At 70.1% G+C, this 15,692-nt stretch carries 19 protein-coding genes; 11 read left to right on the plus strand and 8 right to left on the minus strand.

The features are described from left to right. Positions 1-363: 363 nt before the first annotated feature. Positions 364-879: a MarR family winged helix-turn-helix transcriptional regulator gene (locus OHT77_RS15090; RefSeq protein WP_328828918.1), complete on the minus strand. Its 516-nt coding sequence runs from the start codon at positions 877-879 to the stop codon at positions 364-366. Positions 880-1,037: 158 nt separating this feature from the next. On the opposite strand from OHT77_RS15090, the gene lgt reads away from it, so the two are divergent. Beyond that, positions 1,038-1,922 (plus strand): prolipoprotein diacylglyceryl transferase, encoded by an 885-nt coding sequence (lgt, locus tag OHT77_RS15095; protein ID WP_328828921.1) that lies wholly within the window; start codon positions 1,038-1,040, stop codon positions 1,920-1,922. Continuing rightward, positions 1,919-2,755 carry a phosphatase PAP2 family protein gene (locus OHT77_RS15100; protein WP_328828922.1) on the plus strand — a complete coding sequence of 279 codons (837 nt, stop codon included), beginning with the start codon at positions 1,919-1,921 and terminating at the stop codon, positions 2,753-2,755. The genes lgt and OHT77_RS15100 overlap by 4 nt, the downstream gene beginning before the upstream one ends. Here OHT77_RS15100 and OHT77_RS15105 read toward each other — a convergent pair. Then, a complete protein-coding gene (locus OHT77_RS15105) occupies positions 2,710-2,904 on the minus strand; it encodes a hypothetical protein (RefSeq protein WP_328828923.1) in 195 nt (64 codons plus the stop codon). The genes OHT77_RS15100 and OHT77_RS15105 overlap by 46 nt on opposite strands. Further along, on the minus strand, positions 2,901-4,388 hold the full coding sequence (locus tag OHT77_RS15110) for an MFS transporter (RefSeq protein ID WP_328828924.1): 1,488 nt from the start codon (positions 4,386-4,388) through the stop codon (positions 2,901-2,903). The genes OHT77_RS15105 and OHT77_RS15110 overlap by 4 nt, the downstream gene beginning before the upstream one ends. A 161-nt stretch (positions 4,389-4,549) precedes the next feature. Between OHT77_RS15110 and OHT77_RS15115 the strand changes: the two genes are divergently transcribed. Further along, positions 4,550-4,756 (plus strand): three-helix bundle dimerization domain-containing protein, encoded by a 207-nt coding sequence (locus OHT77_RS15115; RefSeq protein ID WP_019074973.1) that lies wholly within the window; start codon positions 4,550-4,552, stop codon positions 4,754-4,756. A gap of 347 nt (positions 4,757-5,103) precedes the next feature. Next, positions 5,104-5,559 carry a hypothetical protein gene (locus OHT77_RS15120; protein ID WP_328828925.1) on the plus strand — a complete coding sequence of 152 codons (456 nt, stop codon included), beginning with the start codon at positions 5,104-5,106 and terminating at the stop codon, positions 5,557-5,559. 94 nt (positions 5,560-5,653) lie between these two features. Here OHT77_RS15120 and OHT77_RS15125 read toward each other — a convergent pair whose 3' ends face one another. Then, positions 5,654-6,079 carry a MarR family winged helix-turn-helix transcriptional regulator gene (locus OHT77_RS15125; RefSeq protein WP_328828928.1) on the minus strand — a complete coding sequence of 142 codons (426 nt, stop codon included), beginning with the start codon at positions 6,077-6,079 and terminating at the stop codon, positions 5,654-5,656. A 111-nt stretch (positions 6,080-6,190) separates the two neighbouring features. Between OHT77_RS15125 and OHT77_RS15130 the strand changes: the two genes are divergently transcribed. Continuing rightward, on the plus strand, positions 6,191-6,751 hold the full coding sequence (locus OHT77_RS15130; protein WP_328828929.1) for a carbonic anhydrase: 561 nt from the start codon (positions 6,191-6,193) through the stop codon (positions 6,749-6,751). A 26-nt stretch (positions 6,752-6,777) separates the two neighbouring features. On the opposite strand, the gene OHT77_RS15135 is transcribed toward OHT77_RS15130, so the two are convergent. Next, complete coding sequence (locus OHT77_RS15135) at positions 6,778-7,623, minus strand: helix-turn-helix domain-containing protein (RefSeq protein ID WP_443048022.1); 846 nt, start codon at positions 7,621-7,623, stop codon at positions 6,778-6,780. Between the two features lie 95 nt (positions 7,624-7,718). Here OHT77_RS15135 and OHT77_RS15140 point away from each other — a divergent pair, with 95 nt between their 5' ends. The 4 genes from OHT77_RS15140 (at position 7,719) to OHT77_RS15155 (ending at position 11,537) form a co-directional block, all read left to right on the plus strand. Then, complete coding sequence (locus OHT77_RS15140; protein ID WP_328828932.1) at positions 7,719-8,495, plus strand: alpha/beta fold hydrolase; 777 nt, start codon at positions 7,719-7,721, stop codon at positions 8,493-8,495. 72 nt (positions 8,496-8,567) lie between these two features. After that, a complete protein-coding gene (locus tag OHT77_RS15145; RefSeq protein WP_328828933.1) occupies positions 8,568-9,311 on the plus strand; it encodes an alpha/beta fold hydrolase in 744 nt (247 codons plus the stop codon). A gap of 216 nt (positions 9,312-9,527) precedes the next feature. Further along, positions 9,528-10,574 carry an SgcJ/EcaC family oxidoreductase gene (locus tag OHT77_RS15150; RefSeq protein ID WP_328828934.1) on the plus strand — a complete coding sequence of 349 codons (1,047 nt, stop codon included), beginning with the start codon at positions 9,528-9,530 and terminating at the stop codon, positions 10,572-10,574. Positions 10,575-10,919: 345 nt separating this feature from the next. Next, complete coding sequence (locus OHT77_RS15155) at positions 10,920-11,537, plus strand: uracil-DNA glycosylase (RefSeq protein ID WP_328828935.1); 618 nt, start codon at positions 10,920-10,922, stop codon at positions 11,535-11,537. A 313-nt stretch (positions 11,538-11,850) separates the two neighbouring features. Here the strand turns inward: OHT77_RS15155 and OHT77_RS15160 are convergent, their stop codons facing one another. Together OHT77_RS15160 and OHT77_RS15165 are read right to left on the minus strand one after the other, a co-directional pair. Then, positions 11,851-12,528, minus strand: a complete 678-nt coding sequence (locus tag OHT77_RS15160; RefSeq protein WP_328828936.1) for a DUF429 domain-containing protein — start codon at positions 12,526-12,528, stop codon at positions 11,851-11,853. Between the two features lie 61 nt (positions 12,529-12,589). After that, the gene (locus OHT77_RS15165) at positions 12,590-13,234 is read right to left on the minus strand and encodes a hypothetical protein (protein WP_328828937.1); all 645 of its coding nucleotides are present in this window, start codon (positions 13,232-13,234) and stop codon (positions 12,590-12,592) included. A 261-nt stretch (positions 13,235-13,495) separates the two neighbouring features. Here OHT77_RS15165 and OHT77_RS15170 point away from each other — a divergent pair, with 261 nt between their 5' ends. After that, a complete protein-coding gene (locus OHT77_RS15170; RefSeq protein ID WP_443048023.1) occupies positions 13,496-14,728 on the plus strand; it encodes an IS110 family transposase in 1,233 nt (410 codons plus the stop codon). 36 nt (positions 14,729-14,764) lie between these two features. Further along, positions 14,765-15,034 (plus strand): hypothetical protein, encoded by a 270-nt coding sequence (locus tag OHT77_RS15175; RefSeq protein WP_328828938.1) that lies wholly within the window; start codon positions 14,765-14,767, stop codon positions 15,032-15,034. Here OHT77_RS15175 and OHT77_RS15180 read toward each other — a convergent pair. Next, a complete protein-coding gene (locus OHT77_RS15180) occupies positions 14,995-15,585 on the minus strand; it encodes a PD-(D/E)XK nuclease family protein (RefSeq protein WP_328828939.1) in 591 nt (196 codons plus the stop codon). The two genes, OHT77_RS15175 and OHT77_RS15180, sit on opposite strands and share 40 nt — an antisense overlap. Between the last annotated feature and the right edge of the window lie 107 nt (positions 15,586-15,692).

Below are 15,692 nucleotides of genomic sequence, written 5' to 3' on the forward strand. Positions count from 1 at the left end.
GTCGGGCAAGCGGTGCTTCCACCGGGACGGACGCCCCTCCGATACCCGAAGGCACCCGGATTGGGCCGGTCGGACATGCCGTGCGGCCGGCGCGGGGGCCGGCTGTCGTCGGTGCGGGACACAAAGCACGCGGAGAGGCAGCAGCACTGAAAGGGCTGCTGAAGTCCGGAGCGGTCGGGCAGTCGATCGCGGGAACGGCACACCTCCTGGACCGTGAACCCCCGCGCAGGCCCCCCAGGCCGGCCAACGCGCGCGGGACCAGGAGGGTGCCGAGGCAGGGTGTGCGCCGATCCTCAGTGCGCACCGCGCGGAGGCCACCACGCGCCGCCCTCAGTACAGGTACTCGGCTGCTCCGCGGCGCGCCTACTGCAGCGCGTCGCCTCCAAGGCCGTCGGCCGGCTCGCCAAGGTTCTCGGCGAGCCGGAAGAGGGCCGGCAGTGCGCCCGAGATCGCCCGGCGCTCGGCGTCGTCGAGGGCGGCGAGCGCGGCGTCCATGCGGCGCTCGTGGGCGGCGGTCCAGGCGGCGAGCTGTTCGCGACCGGCGTCGGTGAGGGTGACCACGGAAGCGCGGCGGTCGGCCGGATCGACGTCACGCGCGACCAGCCCCGCAGTGATCATCTGTCCGATCAGCCCGCTGACAGTACTGGGGGCCAGACGCTGACGGGAGGCGAGGTCGCTGACGCGGGCCGGGGAGTGTTCACCGAGCACCTGCAGCAGTTCGACCTGGGCCATGGGGAGGGTCTCCCACGGGTAGTCGGTGCGGATCGAGGCCCTCAGTGCGCGGCGCAGCCGGGTGACGGCCTCGGTGAGCAGGCGTGCGTCCGGAGCCTGTCCGGCGGAACGGGGCGGAGAGACCTCGGAGTCGGGCTGCGCAGACATGCGCCAAGAGTAGTCGGACCACGCCCGGGTACAGCCCGGCGTCCGCCGTGTGGACGCTCCGCCCGCACCGATTCCGAATGCTTCGGTGTCCGATGTATTGTCGTGCGGGTACTCCGGCCGCGGGCCGGGTCCCAGATCACGCGAGAACGGTCGACCTGATGAACGTGGCGTACCTGCCCAGTCCCTCGCAGGGAGTGTGGCACCTCGGGCCACTGCCGATCCGCGCGTACGCGCTGTGCATCCTGGCCGGCATCTTCACCGCCGTCTGGCTCACCGGCCGCCGCTGGGAGGCCCGGGGCGGGCGCCGCGAGGACATCGCGGACATCGCGATCTGGGCGGTGCCGTTCGGCATCCTCGGCGGCCGTCTCTACCACGTGATCACCGATCCGGAGCTGTACTTCGCTTCCGGCAAGCAGCCCCTGCACGCGCTGTTCATCTGGGACGGCGGCCTGGGCATCCCCGGCGCGGTGGCGCTGGGTGCGGTCGGCGCATGGCTCGGCTGCCGCCGCCGCGGCGTCAAGCTGTCCGACTTCGCCGACGCCGTCGCCCCGGGGCTGGTGCTGGCCCAGGCGATGGGCCGCTGGGGCAACTACTTCAACCAGGAGCTGTACGGCGGCCCCACCCATCTGCCGTGGGCGCTGTACATCGACCCGGCCAACCGCCCCGCCGACTCCCCCACCGTCGCCCTGTACCACCCCACCTTCCTGTACGAGTCGCTGTGGGACCTCGGCGTGATGGCCCTGCTGCTGTGGCTCGACGCCCACCACCACCAGCGGCTGCGGCGCGGACGCCTGTTCGCCTGCTACGTCCTGGCCTACACCACCGGCCGGGCCTGGATCGAGGCGCTGCGCATCGACCACGCCAACCACTTCCTGGGCCTGCGCCTGAACGACTACGTCTCCCTCATCCTGTTCACCGGCGCGCTGGCATACCTGATCGTCTCCCGGCGTCCGCGCCCGGACGACGACGCCCCGTACCCGGCGCCGGACGCTGCGGATGCCGAGCCGGTGCCCGCCCAGGCGTCCGCGCGGGAGAAGGCGTGACGGAGGCCACCCAAGCGTCGCCGGCCACCTCCGAGCACCCGCGTCAGCGTCCGGGAGGGCTCATCGGCCCGCTGCTGCCCGCCCGCCTGCGCCCCCTGGACCGGCCCCGGCTGTGGATGGAACTGGCCTGCAGCGGGCTCCTCTACTGGGCCTACACCCTCACCCGCAACGCCGTACCCGCCCACCGCACCGCCGCCCTGCACCGCGCACACGCCATCTGGCACGCCGAGCAGGTGCTGCACGTGGACATCGAACTCACCGTCAACCACGCCGCCGACCGGGTCGGCTGGCTGATCGTGGGGATGAACTACTACTACGCCACCCTGCACTTCATCGTCACCATCGGCGTCCTGGTGTGGCTGTACGTCCGCCACCCGGGCCGCTACCGCTCGGTGCGCACCGCCCTCTATACCGCCACCCTGCTGGCACTGGCCGGCTTCGCGTTCCTGGCCACGGCCCCGCCCCGGTTCCTGGCCGGACGCGGGTTCATCGACACGGTGGTCGTCCACCACACCTGGGGATCGTGGGCGTCGGGGGACGTTGCCTCCCTCTCCAACCAGTACGCCGCGATGCCCTCGGTGCACATCATCTGGTCCGCCTGGTCCGGCCTCACCCTGGCCTTCCTCGCCCGCCGCACCTGGGTGCGGGTGCTGGGCCTCTGCTACCCGCTGGCGACCTTCACCGTCATCCTGGCCACCGCCAACCACTTCGTCACCGACGCGGCAGCCGGCGCAGCCACCCTCGCGACCGGCTTCCTGATCCAGCGGCTGCTCACCGGCCGCCCCGCCTATCCCGCGCTGCGGCGGAACGCCCTCACGGCCAGCCAGCCCTGACGCAGCGCCAGCACCGCCCAGACTCCGGCGACTGCGGCCAGCCAGCGCGCCTGCAACACCACCGCACCCGTCACCGCGAGCGCGGCAACCAGGACGTCCAGACCGGTCACCCAGGCGTCCCACACCCACTCGCCGGTGTCCCGGATCACCCTCGCGGTCCCCTCACGTACCTCGTCACAGCGTCTCCCGTGCCCCCTTCGGCTCCCCGCCCGGGGCTCAGCCAGGCCGACGCGACCGCGACGGCCGAGGCCGCCACGAGGATCGCGGAGGCCCACCGGGCACCGGCCTGGCCCCCGCCATCGCCTGCCAGGTGGAGAGCGAGCGTGACCAGGGCGACGCCCAGTGCGGTGCCCAGACCGCGGGTCATGTTGACCAGGCCGCCTCCGGTGCCGGAGGCACGGTCCGGGATCGCCCGCATGATCATGGTGTTGTTGGCCGGGGTGAAGGTGCCCAGCCCCAGCCCGGCCAGCGCCAGGACCGGCACCAGCCAGGCGATCGTCAGCGGAACAGCCAGCAGTGCGGCCGTGGCGAGGGCGAAGACACCGGCCCCGGCCAGACAGCGACTACGGTCGGCCAGGGAGCGCGGAAGCAGCCGGTCACCTCCGGTCGCGGCCAGCGCGAACCCGGCCGGCAGCGCCGTCAGCACCGTCCCGGCCATCAACGCCGAGGTGCCCCGCGCCATGAGAACGACCGGCACCAGCACCAACGGCCCGAACAGCACCAGGTACCCGCTCAGCGCTCCGACCAGTCCGAACGCCACCGCCCGCCCCCGCAACAAGGCCAGGTCCAGCAGCGGCGTAGCGGCTCGGCGCTGCCGGCGGACGAAGCCCCAGCCCGCCACCGCGGCCACGGCGAACAGCACGGTCACACCCCAGCCGGGCACCGGCAGCCCGGAGGCCGCCGACACACCCAGCAGCACACTGGTGGTCGCCACCGCCAGCAGGGACAACCCCTGCCAGTCGAAGCCCGCCACACGGGTACGGGCCCGGGTACGCGGCACCAGATAGTGCCCGGCCACCAGCGCGATGAGCCCGACCGGCACGTTCACCCCGAACACCCAGCGCCAGCCCAGCGTCGACACCAGCACCCCGCCCACCGTCGGCCCCAGCGCCAGGCCCAACGCCTGCGCGGCGGCCTGCACCCCCAACGCCGTGCGCATCCGCTCCCGCGGCGCGCTGGTGGTCACCAGCGCCACGCTGTTGGCCTGCATCAGCGCCGCCCCGGCCGCCTGCACCATCCGGAAGCCCACCAGTGCCCCCAGCGACGGCGCCAGCCCGCAGGCGGCGGACGCCACCGTGAACACCGCGAACCCGTACAGGTACAACAGCTTGCGGCCGTGCGCGTCGGCCAGCCGCCCGGCCGGAATCAGCAGCGCCACCAGAGTGATCAGATAGGCCAGCGACACCCACTCCACCGCCGCCAGCGACGTATGGAACTCTGTACGCAGGCTGCCGTAGGTCAGCGTCACGATGCTCGCGTCCAGCTGCCCCATGAACGCCCCGAAGCACACCGTGCCCAGCGCCAGCCACCAGGCGTTCGGCCGCGACCGTATCCCCTCCGGACGAGCCCGCTCCGCGGTCAGCACGGCGGACCAGCGCCTCCTGGACGGGCGGGGACTCATGCGGGTGGCCATACCCCTCAGGATATATCGGTCACCGAAATGTTTTGCTATCGTTCCATCTCGGGTTCCGCGGCAGCGCCACCCGCACCGCCCAGATGACGGCGCGAGGAATGTCCATGGCGCTGCCGCGGGCCTCCCCACCCAGACGAAACGTCCTGCCATCAGGGGGAGCCGTGCCGATTGACCTCGACGAGGACGCCGCCATCCTGCGCGTCACCGACCAGCTCAAGACCTCCTACAGCGATCGCCACACACCCGACGAGATCGAGGCCGCGGTCGCCGAAGCCCGCGAGTCCCTCAGCGCCCTCCCGATTCGAACCCACATACCCGTCCTCGTGGAACGCAAGGCCCGCCGCACCCTCAGCGAGCCCACCGGCTGAGGAAGAACGCAGGGATAACTCCGCCGTGATGTGGCCGCGGATCACCGGCTTCCCCGCACACGCCGGCAAGCGTCCGGGACGACGGCGCACGACCGACGACGCCCTAGCGCCCTCTGGACCGAGCCGTATCAGGCCACTAGCAGCCCCAGAATCCACCACAATCCCGACCTCAGACCGCGGTACTGAGTGGTGTGCATCGTGAAGTGGCAGGTCACGGACCTGGTGTGATTCCGTGCCCCGGTGCTCGAGCTGGTCACGCGCGGCAGCCTGCCGTGTAGATCGTCGGGCAGGGAGGTCTTCGTGGGTTCTGGCCCGTTCCAGCCCGCGATGCTCCTGTGTTCCCAGGCATGGTGGACCCCGAGGTACTTGAACGGCTCGCCGCGCGCCGAACGGAATGGGACGAGCTGGAAGAACACCTGGTCAAGCAGTTGGATGAGGTGAAGGCCGAGCGGGACGAACTCGCAGTCGCCGAGCGGGTCCTGACGCGGATGAACAAGCGGACAGCTGGGGAACGGGCTGCCGTCGCACCGGCGTCAGCGCAGGTCGGCAGGCGTGCGATGCTGCTGGTCGCGCACCGCAGCGACAGCGTTGACGAGACCGCGGCGCCCGACGACTACCGCCGGATCCTGGCGATCGTGCGAGCCGCCGGCGGTCCGGTGCAGGTGCGGGCGGTGGGCGAAGAGCTGGGCCCTCAGGCGGAGGTGCGCGGAAAACTGGAGCCGCAGCGGGCGAACCCGGTCAAACTCGCGGACCGCGGCTGGCTGCACAAGCGCCGCGACGGGAAGTTCACCGCACGGCTGTAGCCGTCCCGGCCCGTTCTCCTTGGTGCGCATCGCGCCGACGTGCCGCTCCAGCCACGGACTCTGCTGGACGGCCCGAGCGCGGCGCCATCCTCGGTCAGCGGGGCCGTGGGGCGAGTTCGAGGGCAGTGAGCCAGCGGTCGAGTGCGTCGACGGCGTCCTCGTCGACCGCGCCGCTGATCCATGCCTGCGCCCGTTCCCAGGCGGGCTGGGCGTCCGCCAGTGCCTGGTGGCCGGCGTCGGTCAGGACGACACGGGTCGTTCGCCCGGTCGCCGAGGTCTCTGCGGCGCGGACGTAACCGAGTTGTGCGAGCAGGTCAAGGTTGCGGCTGATCGTGGAGCGTTCGATGCCGAGCCAGCCGGCGATCTCCGACGGGCGGACGGGCTCGCCGGAGACGGCCATCTCGGAGAGCACTTCTACCTGCGGCAGGGTGAGTCCCGACTCCCGCAACTCCGCCTCGAAGCGCCGCGAGACGAGCCGGTGCAGCCGCGCGATGCGCCTGCCGAGACACCGGTCTGCCATCCACAGAGCCTGCCGCCGCGACTCTTCCGATCCTTGGTGTTGCATATGCACCTCCTCGTATGTAGTGTAGCCGACGCGATCAATGTTGCAGGTACACCACATGGAGGAATCGTGTCGGACTTCGACGAATTCTTGAAGCGCAACCAGGTTTTCGCGGCGAACGTCGACCTCGCCCGGTTGGCGATGCCGGAATCTATGCCGGAGCGGCTGCCGCTGGTGCTGGTCTGTGCCGATCCGCGAGTCGAGCCGGCGGGCTTCCTCGGGATCGGAACCGGGGAGGCGGGAGTGCTGCGGAACACGGGCGGGCGGGTGGACGGCCGGGTGATCGAGGACATCGCGTATCTGGCGGTGCGGCTCGGGGTCAGGATGGACGTCGCGATCGTGCATCACACGCAGTGCGGCACCGGCCTGCTCGCCGATTCGGCGTTCCGAGGCTCTTTCGCAGAGCGCACCGGAGGTGACGACGCCGTGCTCGCCGAGCGCGCGGTGACGGACCCGGTCGCGACCGTGCGGCGCGATGTCGAGAAGCTCCTCGCCGACCGGCTGATGACCAGCGAGGTCCTCGCGTCTGTGTCGGGATACGTGCTGCGGCTGGAGACCGGGCTCGTCGAGACCGTCGTCGAACACGTCGTCGAGAACGCCGCCGAGCCCGTTGCGCCGGCCAGCAGGTAGCCGAGCGGGAGGCGAACGCCGACGGGTCAGTCGAGGATCGTCGCCACCTGCCAGGCGCCTGGGCGCAGGCCCGTCGCCTTCAGGAAGAAGAGCGAGAAGTTCGACGGGTCCGGGAACCCCAGTTCGCTCGCACATCGCGCCGCGGTGACGCGTTCGTGGGCCAGCAGGCGCTTCGCCTCGAGCACGATCCGTTCCACGATGTACGCCTTCGCGGTACGGCCGGTGACCTGCTGCACTGCCCGGGTCAGGGTGCGCGGGGCGAACCCGAGCGTGGCCGCGTAGTAACCGGCGTCGTGGTGGGTCCGGAAATGCGCCTCGACGCTCGAGCGGAACAGCTGAAACGTCGAGTTCGCCGAGCGCGCCTCGGAATGCGGGGGCTCGAGGCGGGTGATCAGCGCGGACAGCAGGATCTCGGGCAGCTCCGTCGACGGGTCCTCGGCCAGGGCGGCCGCCTCGAGGACGAGGTGCCTGCGTGCCGCGTCGGCGAACGGCCAGGACTCGGCGGGCACCGGCCACCGGGCGACGAGATCGGGAGAGGCGACCAGCTCGCGCGTGCGGTGCGTTACCGGCGCGGTCGGGACGAAGAGCACCAGGTGTCCCGCGACGCGGGTGATGTCGTCCCAGCGGTGCACTGCGCCGGGCGGGATCCACACCGCGGTCCGCGCCGAGAGCGGGTGGGAGACGAAGTCGACCGTGACCGTGCCCTCCCCTTCGTCGACGAGAGCGAGGACGTGGAAGTCGGCTCGTTGCGTGCCGCGGTCGTTGATGTCCCGGAGCCGTTGGAACGTCATCACCTCGACCGACGAGGCCCCGCGGTCGACGGGCTGATAGGTCATGTGCCGGATCGTTGCCACGAGTCCAGTTTTCACCATCGGCCGTCCAGTTGTGCCGATGTCCCGTTCCGCGCTCGGCGGTCCAATGGAACCACGGCAAAACCAGCCGCAAAGCGAGACCGAAGGATCCCCGCATGACCAGCACACAGCACCTCTCCCTGCCCGCATATGACCATCGCCGGGGCACGGGCCCGACCCTGGTCTTCCTGCACTACTGGGGCGGGTCCGCCCGCACCTGGGACCTGGTCGTGGACCGCCTGCCGGGCCGTGACACGCTCGCGGTCGACTTCCGCGGGTGGAGTCGTTCGAACACACTTCCCGGGCCCTACACGCTCCGCCAACTCGCCGATGACACCGTCGCCGTCCTCGCCGACGCCGGAATCGACGACTACGTCCTCGTCGGGCACTCCATGGGCGGCAAGGTGGCGCAACTCGTCGCCGCGAGACGACCCGCCCGTCTGCGGGGGGTAGTCCTCGTCGGATCCGGACCGGCCAGGCCGGCCGAGGAGGTCACCGATGAGTACCGCGAGTTCCTCTCCCACGCCTACGACACCGAAGAGTCCGTCGCCGGCGCGAGGGACACCGTCCTGACCGCCACCGACCTGCCGGCGCGAGTCAAAGCACAGATCGGCGCGGACTCCCGGGCCGGCGCCGAGGCGGCGCGCACGGAATGGCCGCTGCGCGGCATCGCCGAGGACATCACCGAACACGCCCGCATGATCAGCGTCCCAGCCCTCGTCATCGCCGGCGAGTACGACCGCGTCGAACCCGTCGACGTGCTGCGCCGCAACCTCCTTCCCTACCTCTCCAAAGCGCAGTTCGCAGTGATTGCGAACACCGGGCACCTCATCCCGCTCGAAGCCCCCGACGAACTCGTCGACGCGATCACCGCATTCGCACCGGCCGCCTGACCGGCGATCCGCACCAAAAAAGGTTGCACATCGCGCAGCCCCACCGTTCCATCCGACACGAAAGGCACAACCATGACCGACACGACCACGACCGATGCCAAACCCACCATCGTCCTCGTCCACGGCGCGTTCGCGGACGCGTCCGGCTACAGCGGACTGATCTCCAGCCTCGAAGCCGGCGGCTTCACCGTCGTCGCTCCGCCGAACCCGCTGCGCACTCTCGCGTCCGACGCGGCGTCCATCCGGACCCGCGTCGCGGCCATCGACGGCCCCGTCGTGCTCGTCGGCCACTCCTACGCCGGCGCCGTCATCAGCCACGCCGTCGACGGCCTCGACAACCTGATCGGCCTGGTCTACCTGGCCGCTTTCGGCCTCGATGTCGGCGAGAGCTGCCTCAGCGCACAGGACGGGTACGCGCCGTCACTGCTCGCCACTGAGAACGCGCCGACCCCCTACGACGCTCCCGGCGCCCCGGGCGGCCCCGATCTCTACATCAACCCCGGCCGGTTCCGCGAGGTGTTCTGCGGCGACTCCTCCGACGAACTGGCCCGCGCGATGTACGCGACGCAGCGGCCGCTGTCCGCATTCGCGTTCACCGAGGCCGCCACGGTCCGGGGATGGGACCGGAAGCCGACCTGGTACCTCGTCTCCAACGACGACAACTCCATCCCGCCGCAGCTACAGCGGGACATGGCCGACCGGATGCACGCGCACACCGAGGACATCGACGCCTCCCACACGGCCTTCGTCGCACATCCCAAGCGCGTCGCCGACTTCATCGAGCGCGCCGCCAAGGACTTCGCAGAGCGCGTCTGACCCGCCGGGGACCGCGCGACCCCTCCCTCACCTCCAGCAAACCGCACCACTCCACCAAGCCGCACCGGATAGCAACCGCACATCCCTGGCAGGGCGATCCGCCGTCGCTCCACGTGCCATGCGCAGCACCTCCAAGACCCGGCACGCGTCAGCGCGTCGCCGAGACACCGAACCAATCGTCCCCGTACCGGGGCATCCGGACGAAAGACACACATCATGACCGCAGCGGCATGCTCGTCCGTCTTCGAGCAGCTCGACCTGCCCGACACGCGCCTCACCCGGGACACCTATGCCTATGTGGACCGGATATCGCCCGCATTCGTCCTCCATCACAGCGTCCGTAGCTATGTTTTCGCTCGCGCTCACGCTCAGAACCAGGGTCTGCGCGCCGGTAGCGACTACGACAACGAGCTGCTGTTCCTCAGCTGTGTTCTGCACGACATCGGCCTGACCGACGAGGGCAACGGCGACCAGCGCTTCGAAGTCGACGGCGCTGACGCCGCAGCGGCATTCCTGCGCGAGCGCGGCGTCGAGGAACGGCGCATCGCCATTGCCTGGGACGCCATCGCCCTGCACACCTCGGACGGCATCGCCGCGCGGAAGGGCACCGAGGTCGCGCTGGCCCAGGCCGGTATCGGCACCGACATCCTCGGAGTTCAGCGTGAGAGCCTGCCATCCGGCCTCGCCGACGATGTGCACGTCCTGCTCCCACGCCTGGACCTGGCCTACGCGCTCAGCGACGCCATCCTCACCCAGGCCACGGCCAAGCCGCACAAGGCGTCCCCGATCACCTTCCCGGGCGAGCTGCTGCGCCATCACCTGCCGTACGGCGCCTATCCCTCCTGGTACGACCTACTGGCCTCGGCTGGCTGGGGCGACAAGCCGGTCGGCGCCGTCGCCCGGCGCCGCGCTGAGACACCTCAGCAGGTGGGGACCTTGTTCGTGGAGTACCTGGAGGCAGGGGACGTCGAGGGTCTAGTGTCGCTCTACGAGCCGAACGCCCACTTCGTCCCTGCCCCTGGGACTCACTTGACGGGCACCGACGCCATCCGCGCGGCCATGCAGCAGATGGTCGACAGCGGCTCCCGCCTCAAGCTCGAATTGCGCGACATCCGACACGTTGACGACGTCGCCCTGGTGTCGAACAACGCCACACTCACCGGAGCCGGACCGGAGCCGGTGATCTCCACCACCACCGAGATCCTCCGACGACAGCCGGACGGCGGCTGGGCCCACGTCGTGGACGACCCGTTCTTCAGCTGACTACATCGGGGGGCCTGCGCACGGGCGCACAGGCCCCCTGGCCACGGCGCTGAGCGGTTTCGCCCTGTCCGCCAACCGCCTCGTCAACATCACCAACCTCGCCTGGCGCGCCCCCCCTTCCGACCGGCCCAGCCCATGCACGGACAAGCTCGAGGACTGCGCCGGCCACTCCTCGGTCGGCTACTCCCAGGTCAGCCACCCTCGCGATACGTCCGGCGCCGGTCGGCGCATCGGAGCCCCGCACCACGATCAGAAGGTCCACCACGGCCTCCTCAGACCAGTGCCAGTGGCCGCCGCTACCGTGGACCGCCACATCTGTCAGCGGAGGATGAAGTGGTCAGACGCATGGCGGACGACGCGTTCCGTGACGAGCAGGAGAACGGCCGGTACGCGCCGCATGTCCGTGCCATCAACGAGATGGTCGATGACCTGCGCGACCAGGACGGCCGCGGCTGGATGCCGTACGTGGCTCCCTGGCACGGGGGCGTCGACGCACGCGTGTTGTCGATTCTGCGCGATCCGGGCCCCAAGACCCAAGACGGCAGCGGTTCGGGTTTCCTGTGCATGGAAAACGACGACGCCACGGCCGAACGCCAGTGCAACGGCTTTACAGATGCAGGTATAGACGCCCGCGACACCACCCCCTGGAATGCCTACCCCTGGTACATCAACCGCGCTCCCAACGCCGAGGAACGCAGAGCCGGCGTCACGGTTCTGGCCCGCCTCCTCGGTCTGCTTCCCCGCCTTGAAGTAGTCCTTTTGCAAGGAGGCGACGCGCAGGACATCTGGCGACGACTGGAGAAGACCCACCCCGAGCTCGTGCGGGAGGCACGGTATGAGGTCGTCCACACCTATCACCCCGGCCGGCAGGCCCTGTGGTCGCCGGACCCTGCCGTCCGAGCAGCCCGGGAACAACAGCGCCACGACTCGTACCAGCAGGTGGCGCAAGCGCTCCAGCGGTAGCAGGCACAGCGGCAACTCCACGGCCACAGCGCCTCACCGTCGCCAGCTTCCCGGATGAGGATCACTGCTCACGTCGGCGGGCGGATCGCGTGGAGTACGTGTGCCGCGTGCCGGCATACGTCACCTGCGTGTGGGTCTTGTCCAGCTACTGCGGATGAGACGAGCCTGCAAAGCGGCGGCGAAGCGTGCTCCCGGGCCGGACGCCGCTCGACCCGTTCGGTAGGGACGACCGCCATCGCAAGCGGACGAACGGGTCGCTCAGCACTCACTGTCTTCCCAGGGCCCTGCGAGAGGCGTCGGCATCCGACGCTGGTCAGAAACGAATCTCGACGGAGCGGCCTTCCGCGTCGAGCTGGGGCACCTCGGGAACCCTGCCCGAGGTCCCCCGTGCGATCCGGTACGCCGACCAGGCCGCGCCGGCAGCGTCGAGAACGTCGTCCGCGGGAATACGATCCGCCTCACCGAGCACGTCCGGGAGTACGATCCCGGCCCCGGCCAACAGGGAGCGGCGCAGGTGCTGCCCGCGCCAGGTCTTCTTCGCGTAAGCCGGCGGAACCCCGTCCGCCATGGCGGAGAAGCACACCTCGGGGTGTACCTCGTGGACCCGTTCATCGGCGAGCCAGCATGCCCGAGCCTCAAGCAGCTTCGGGGCCAGCGCCCACGCCTGCCGGCTCAACCGGTTACCGGTGAGCTCCTGGCACCGGTCGGCTGCCGCCACGTATTCGCGTTCCTGCCACACCGGTCTCGGCGCGATGAGGAAGACGCTGTTGCGCCGCACACCGAGCAGGGCCTTGGCCGCCAGGTCCGCGGCACGCCAGCCGTTCTCGACGAGCCCGAGCGGCATGTCCACCGCGATCACCCGCGCTCCGACGGCACGCTCGATCAGCGTGTCGAGCCGACGATCCACCAGGCTGCCCGCGTACGCGCCGTCCGTGAGCCCGATCCCGACCCAGCCCTGCTTACCGCAGGCATCGACTCCCAAGACCTCCATACCACCCCACCCCCGCGCAAGGAGCGCAGCCTACCGTGATCGTATTGGCCGCCCTTCCCGGTCAGCCGTCCGCGCGGAAAGCGTCACCGAACGCGTCCGCATGGGCCTTCAGCGCCTCGCGGGCGAAGGTGACACCCAGGCCCACGACCTGCGCGATCGTCAGATCGGGTGCCGGGATGCTGCGGTAGACGAAGTCGGGGGCGAAGCCGTTGAAGGTCAGCGGCTGGTGCGGGGCGACGCCGGGACGTTCGGGTCCGGTGTCGCCGAGCAGGTCCCGCGCCCGGTCGAAGCGGAAGTAGTCGCCGTAGGCGCGCGCCTGGCCCTCGCGGACCGCCCGCCGCTCCTCGCCCTTCCCGTGCCCGGGGCCCGTGCCGGTCAGATACACGAGACGGAACTGGCCCTCCTGGATCTGCCAGCCGAAACCGGGTCCCGGGCAGGCGGTGAACATCTCGACGATGCCCTGGCCCCGGCTCATCGCGGTACGTACCAGGATCCCCTCCCGCTCGATCTCCCCCGCCAGCTCCGCCCGGATCCGGTTCGTGGCGTGCAGACAGCGCATCTTCTGCACCGTCGCCTCCAGGCGAGCGGGCCGCAGAATCGCGACCGCCTCCTCGGGAAGCAGCAACAGCTCCGAATCGGCGGGCGTACCGACCTCGGCGCTCAGGTCCACGAGTGCGCCGATCAGGCCGAGCCAGCGCTCGAACACGTCGGCGCCGAAACGGTCCCCCCCCGTTACCGTTTTCGTGGTTCCGCAATGGGGCCTCCGGCCTTCGGGTCCGGCATGACTTCCCCCTCCTGTTGTTGATGATCCGGGGGGTGGTGTCACCGGGCCCGGAGGCATCGACGGACCGCTGATGAGGGGCTTGAGCACCGGCTTCACCCGAGTCGGAAGAGCTCTCCGTAACGTGGATGTGGCAGCTCGGTGCCCTGGCAGGGCCGGACGAAAGCGTGATGGAGGGGCCTGCACGTGATCGACACCGGCGACATCGACGTCTTCCTCGGCCTGGACGTCGGCAAGGGCGAACACCACGCCACTGCCGTCACGCCAGCCGGGAAGAAGGCGTTCGACAAGCGCCTGCCCAACACCGAGCCCAAGCTCCGCGAACTGTTCGCGAAGTTGCAGGCCAAGCACGGAACGGTGCTGGTCGTGGTCGACCAGCCGGCCTCAATCGGAGCCCTGCCGCTGGCGGTCGCGAGGGACATGGGCTGCCCGGTCGCCTACCTGCCCGGACTGACGATGCGGCGGATCGCCGACCTCTACCCCGGTGAGGCGAAGACGGACGCGAGGGACGCGTTCATCATCGCGGACGCCTCCCGCGCCATGCCCCACACGCTGCGGGCCATCGACGGCGAGGACGAGACGATCGCCGAGCTGGAGATGATCGTGGGCTTCGACGACGACCTGGCCGGCGAGGCAACCCGGGTCGCGAACCGGCTTCACGGCCTGCTGACCCAGATCCATCCGTCGCTGGAGCGGGTGCTAGGGCCGCGATTGCAGCACCCGGCGGTCCTGACCTTGCTGCAACGGTTCGGGTCTCCGGCCCAGATCCGCAAGGCCGGCCGACGGCGGCTGGTCACCCTGTTGCGGCCGAAGGCTCCGAGGATGGCCGAGCGGCTGGTCGAGGAGATCTTCGCCGCCCTGGACGAGCAGACCGTCGTCGTTCCGGGGACCGAGGCGGCCGCGCTGATCGTCCCAAGCCTGGCCGGGTCCCTGACGGCCGTCCTTGACCAGCGCAAGCTGCTGGCCACGCGGATCGAGGAACTCCTGGAGGCTCACCCTCTTTCGAAGGTCCTGACGTCCATGCCGGGCATCGGCGTCAGGACCGGAGCACGGATCCTGATCGAGGTCGGCGACGGCAGCACCTTCCCGACCGCAGGCCACCTCGCCGCCTACGCCGGACTCGCGCCGACGACCCGCAGTTCCGGGTCGTCGATCCGCGGCGAACAGCCCTCCCGCAGAGGAAACAAGCAGCTCAAACGAGCCTTCTTCCTCTCCGCCTTCGCCGCCCTGGGCGACCCGGCATCGCGGGCCTACTACGACAAGAAGATCGCTCAGGGCAAGCACCACACCCAGGCCCTGCTCTGCCTCGCCAGGCGCCGGGCCGACGTCCTCTTCGCAATGCTCCGCGACGGCACCTTCTACGAACCCCAGCCCGCCGTGGCGACCGGAGACCTCCTTGTCCTCCGGACAGGTGCGTGATCAGCTTCGGAGATGGGGGCCGAGGATTCCGAGCACATGAAAGTCATCCGCCGCTGGCTGGCTGGCGAAGTGGTCAACAACACCGTCGGCATCAAGCTGACCGGCGGCCCGTTCAACGGACGGACCAAGATCGTCCAGCTCGATCAAGACGCGCTTCCACCTTCACGCCTCCGTGCTCGTGGCGGCCAGGGACAGGGACCCTGGAACCCTGCCGCCTGGCACATCTACACACCTGTCCGTTCCCCCGATGCTCCCGCCGGCTGGATCTACGAATACACCGGGGCCGACACAGCCACGGACAACTGAAGCTCGCACCGGGGACTCCCGCGGACGCCCAAACGGCTTGACCGAAGAGATAGGGGCACCCCCCCGCGCAGCCCCGGAAGGCAGGGACGCAGCGCGGCGGCCAGCTCGTCGTAGCCGCGCCAGTGCCACGCCGTCCCGGCCAGTGTCGTCCACGTCCGTCCCGGCCATCCGGGATCGAGCAGGCTCAGCAGCACCAGGACCGGACGGTCGAGCCCGTGCAGCTTGCCGTCGGCGTAGGAGTCCAACTGGTCGGTGTCCGGGAGCGAGAACACCTTGTTCTCCATCACCAACGGGCTGCGCCCGGGATATTCCACGACAAGATCGAGGTTCCGCCACTCCCGCCGCACCCGCACCTGACCCAACCCATGACCACTCCCGGGTATCAGCCAGGCATCCAGCAGGGCCTCGCCCAGCACCGAATGGCGCTCCACGTACCAGGCCAGCGTGTCGCTGTGGAACAGTTCCTTGCTGCCCCTCGACATCGCGAAGACCACGTCGCCGGTCAGCGACTCCACCAGGTCGGAGAGTCGCGCGAATAAACCGCCAGGCACCCGTTGCCTCCCGCAAGGTCGCAGCACAAGGGCACAGCCGACCCTCTTGGCCTCGGCGGGAGCACCCGGCAGGCCAGGGGACGCCTTCGGCGAAGCAGAGACAGGGA

Source organism: Streptomyces sp. NBC_00252 (assembly GCF_036187565.1).
Classification (GTDB): domain Bacteria; phylum Actinomycetota; class Actinomycetes; order Streptomycetales; family Streptomycetaceae; genus Streptomyces.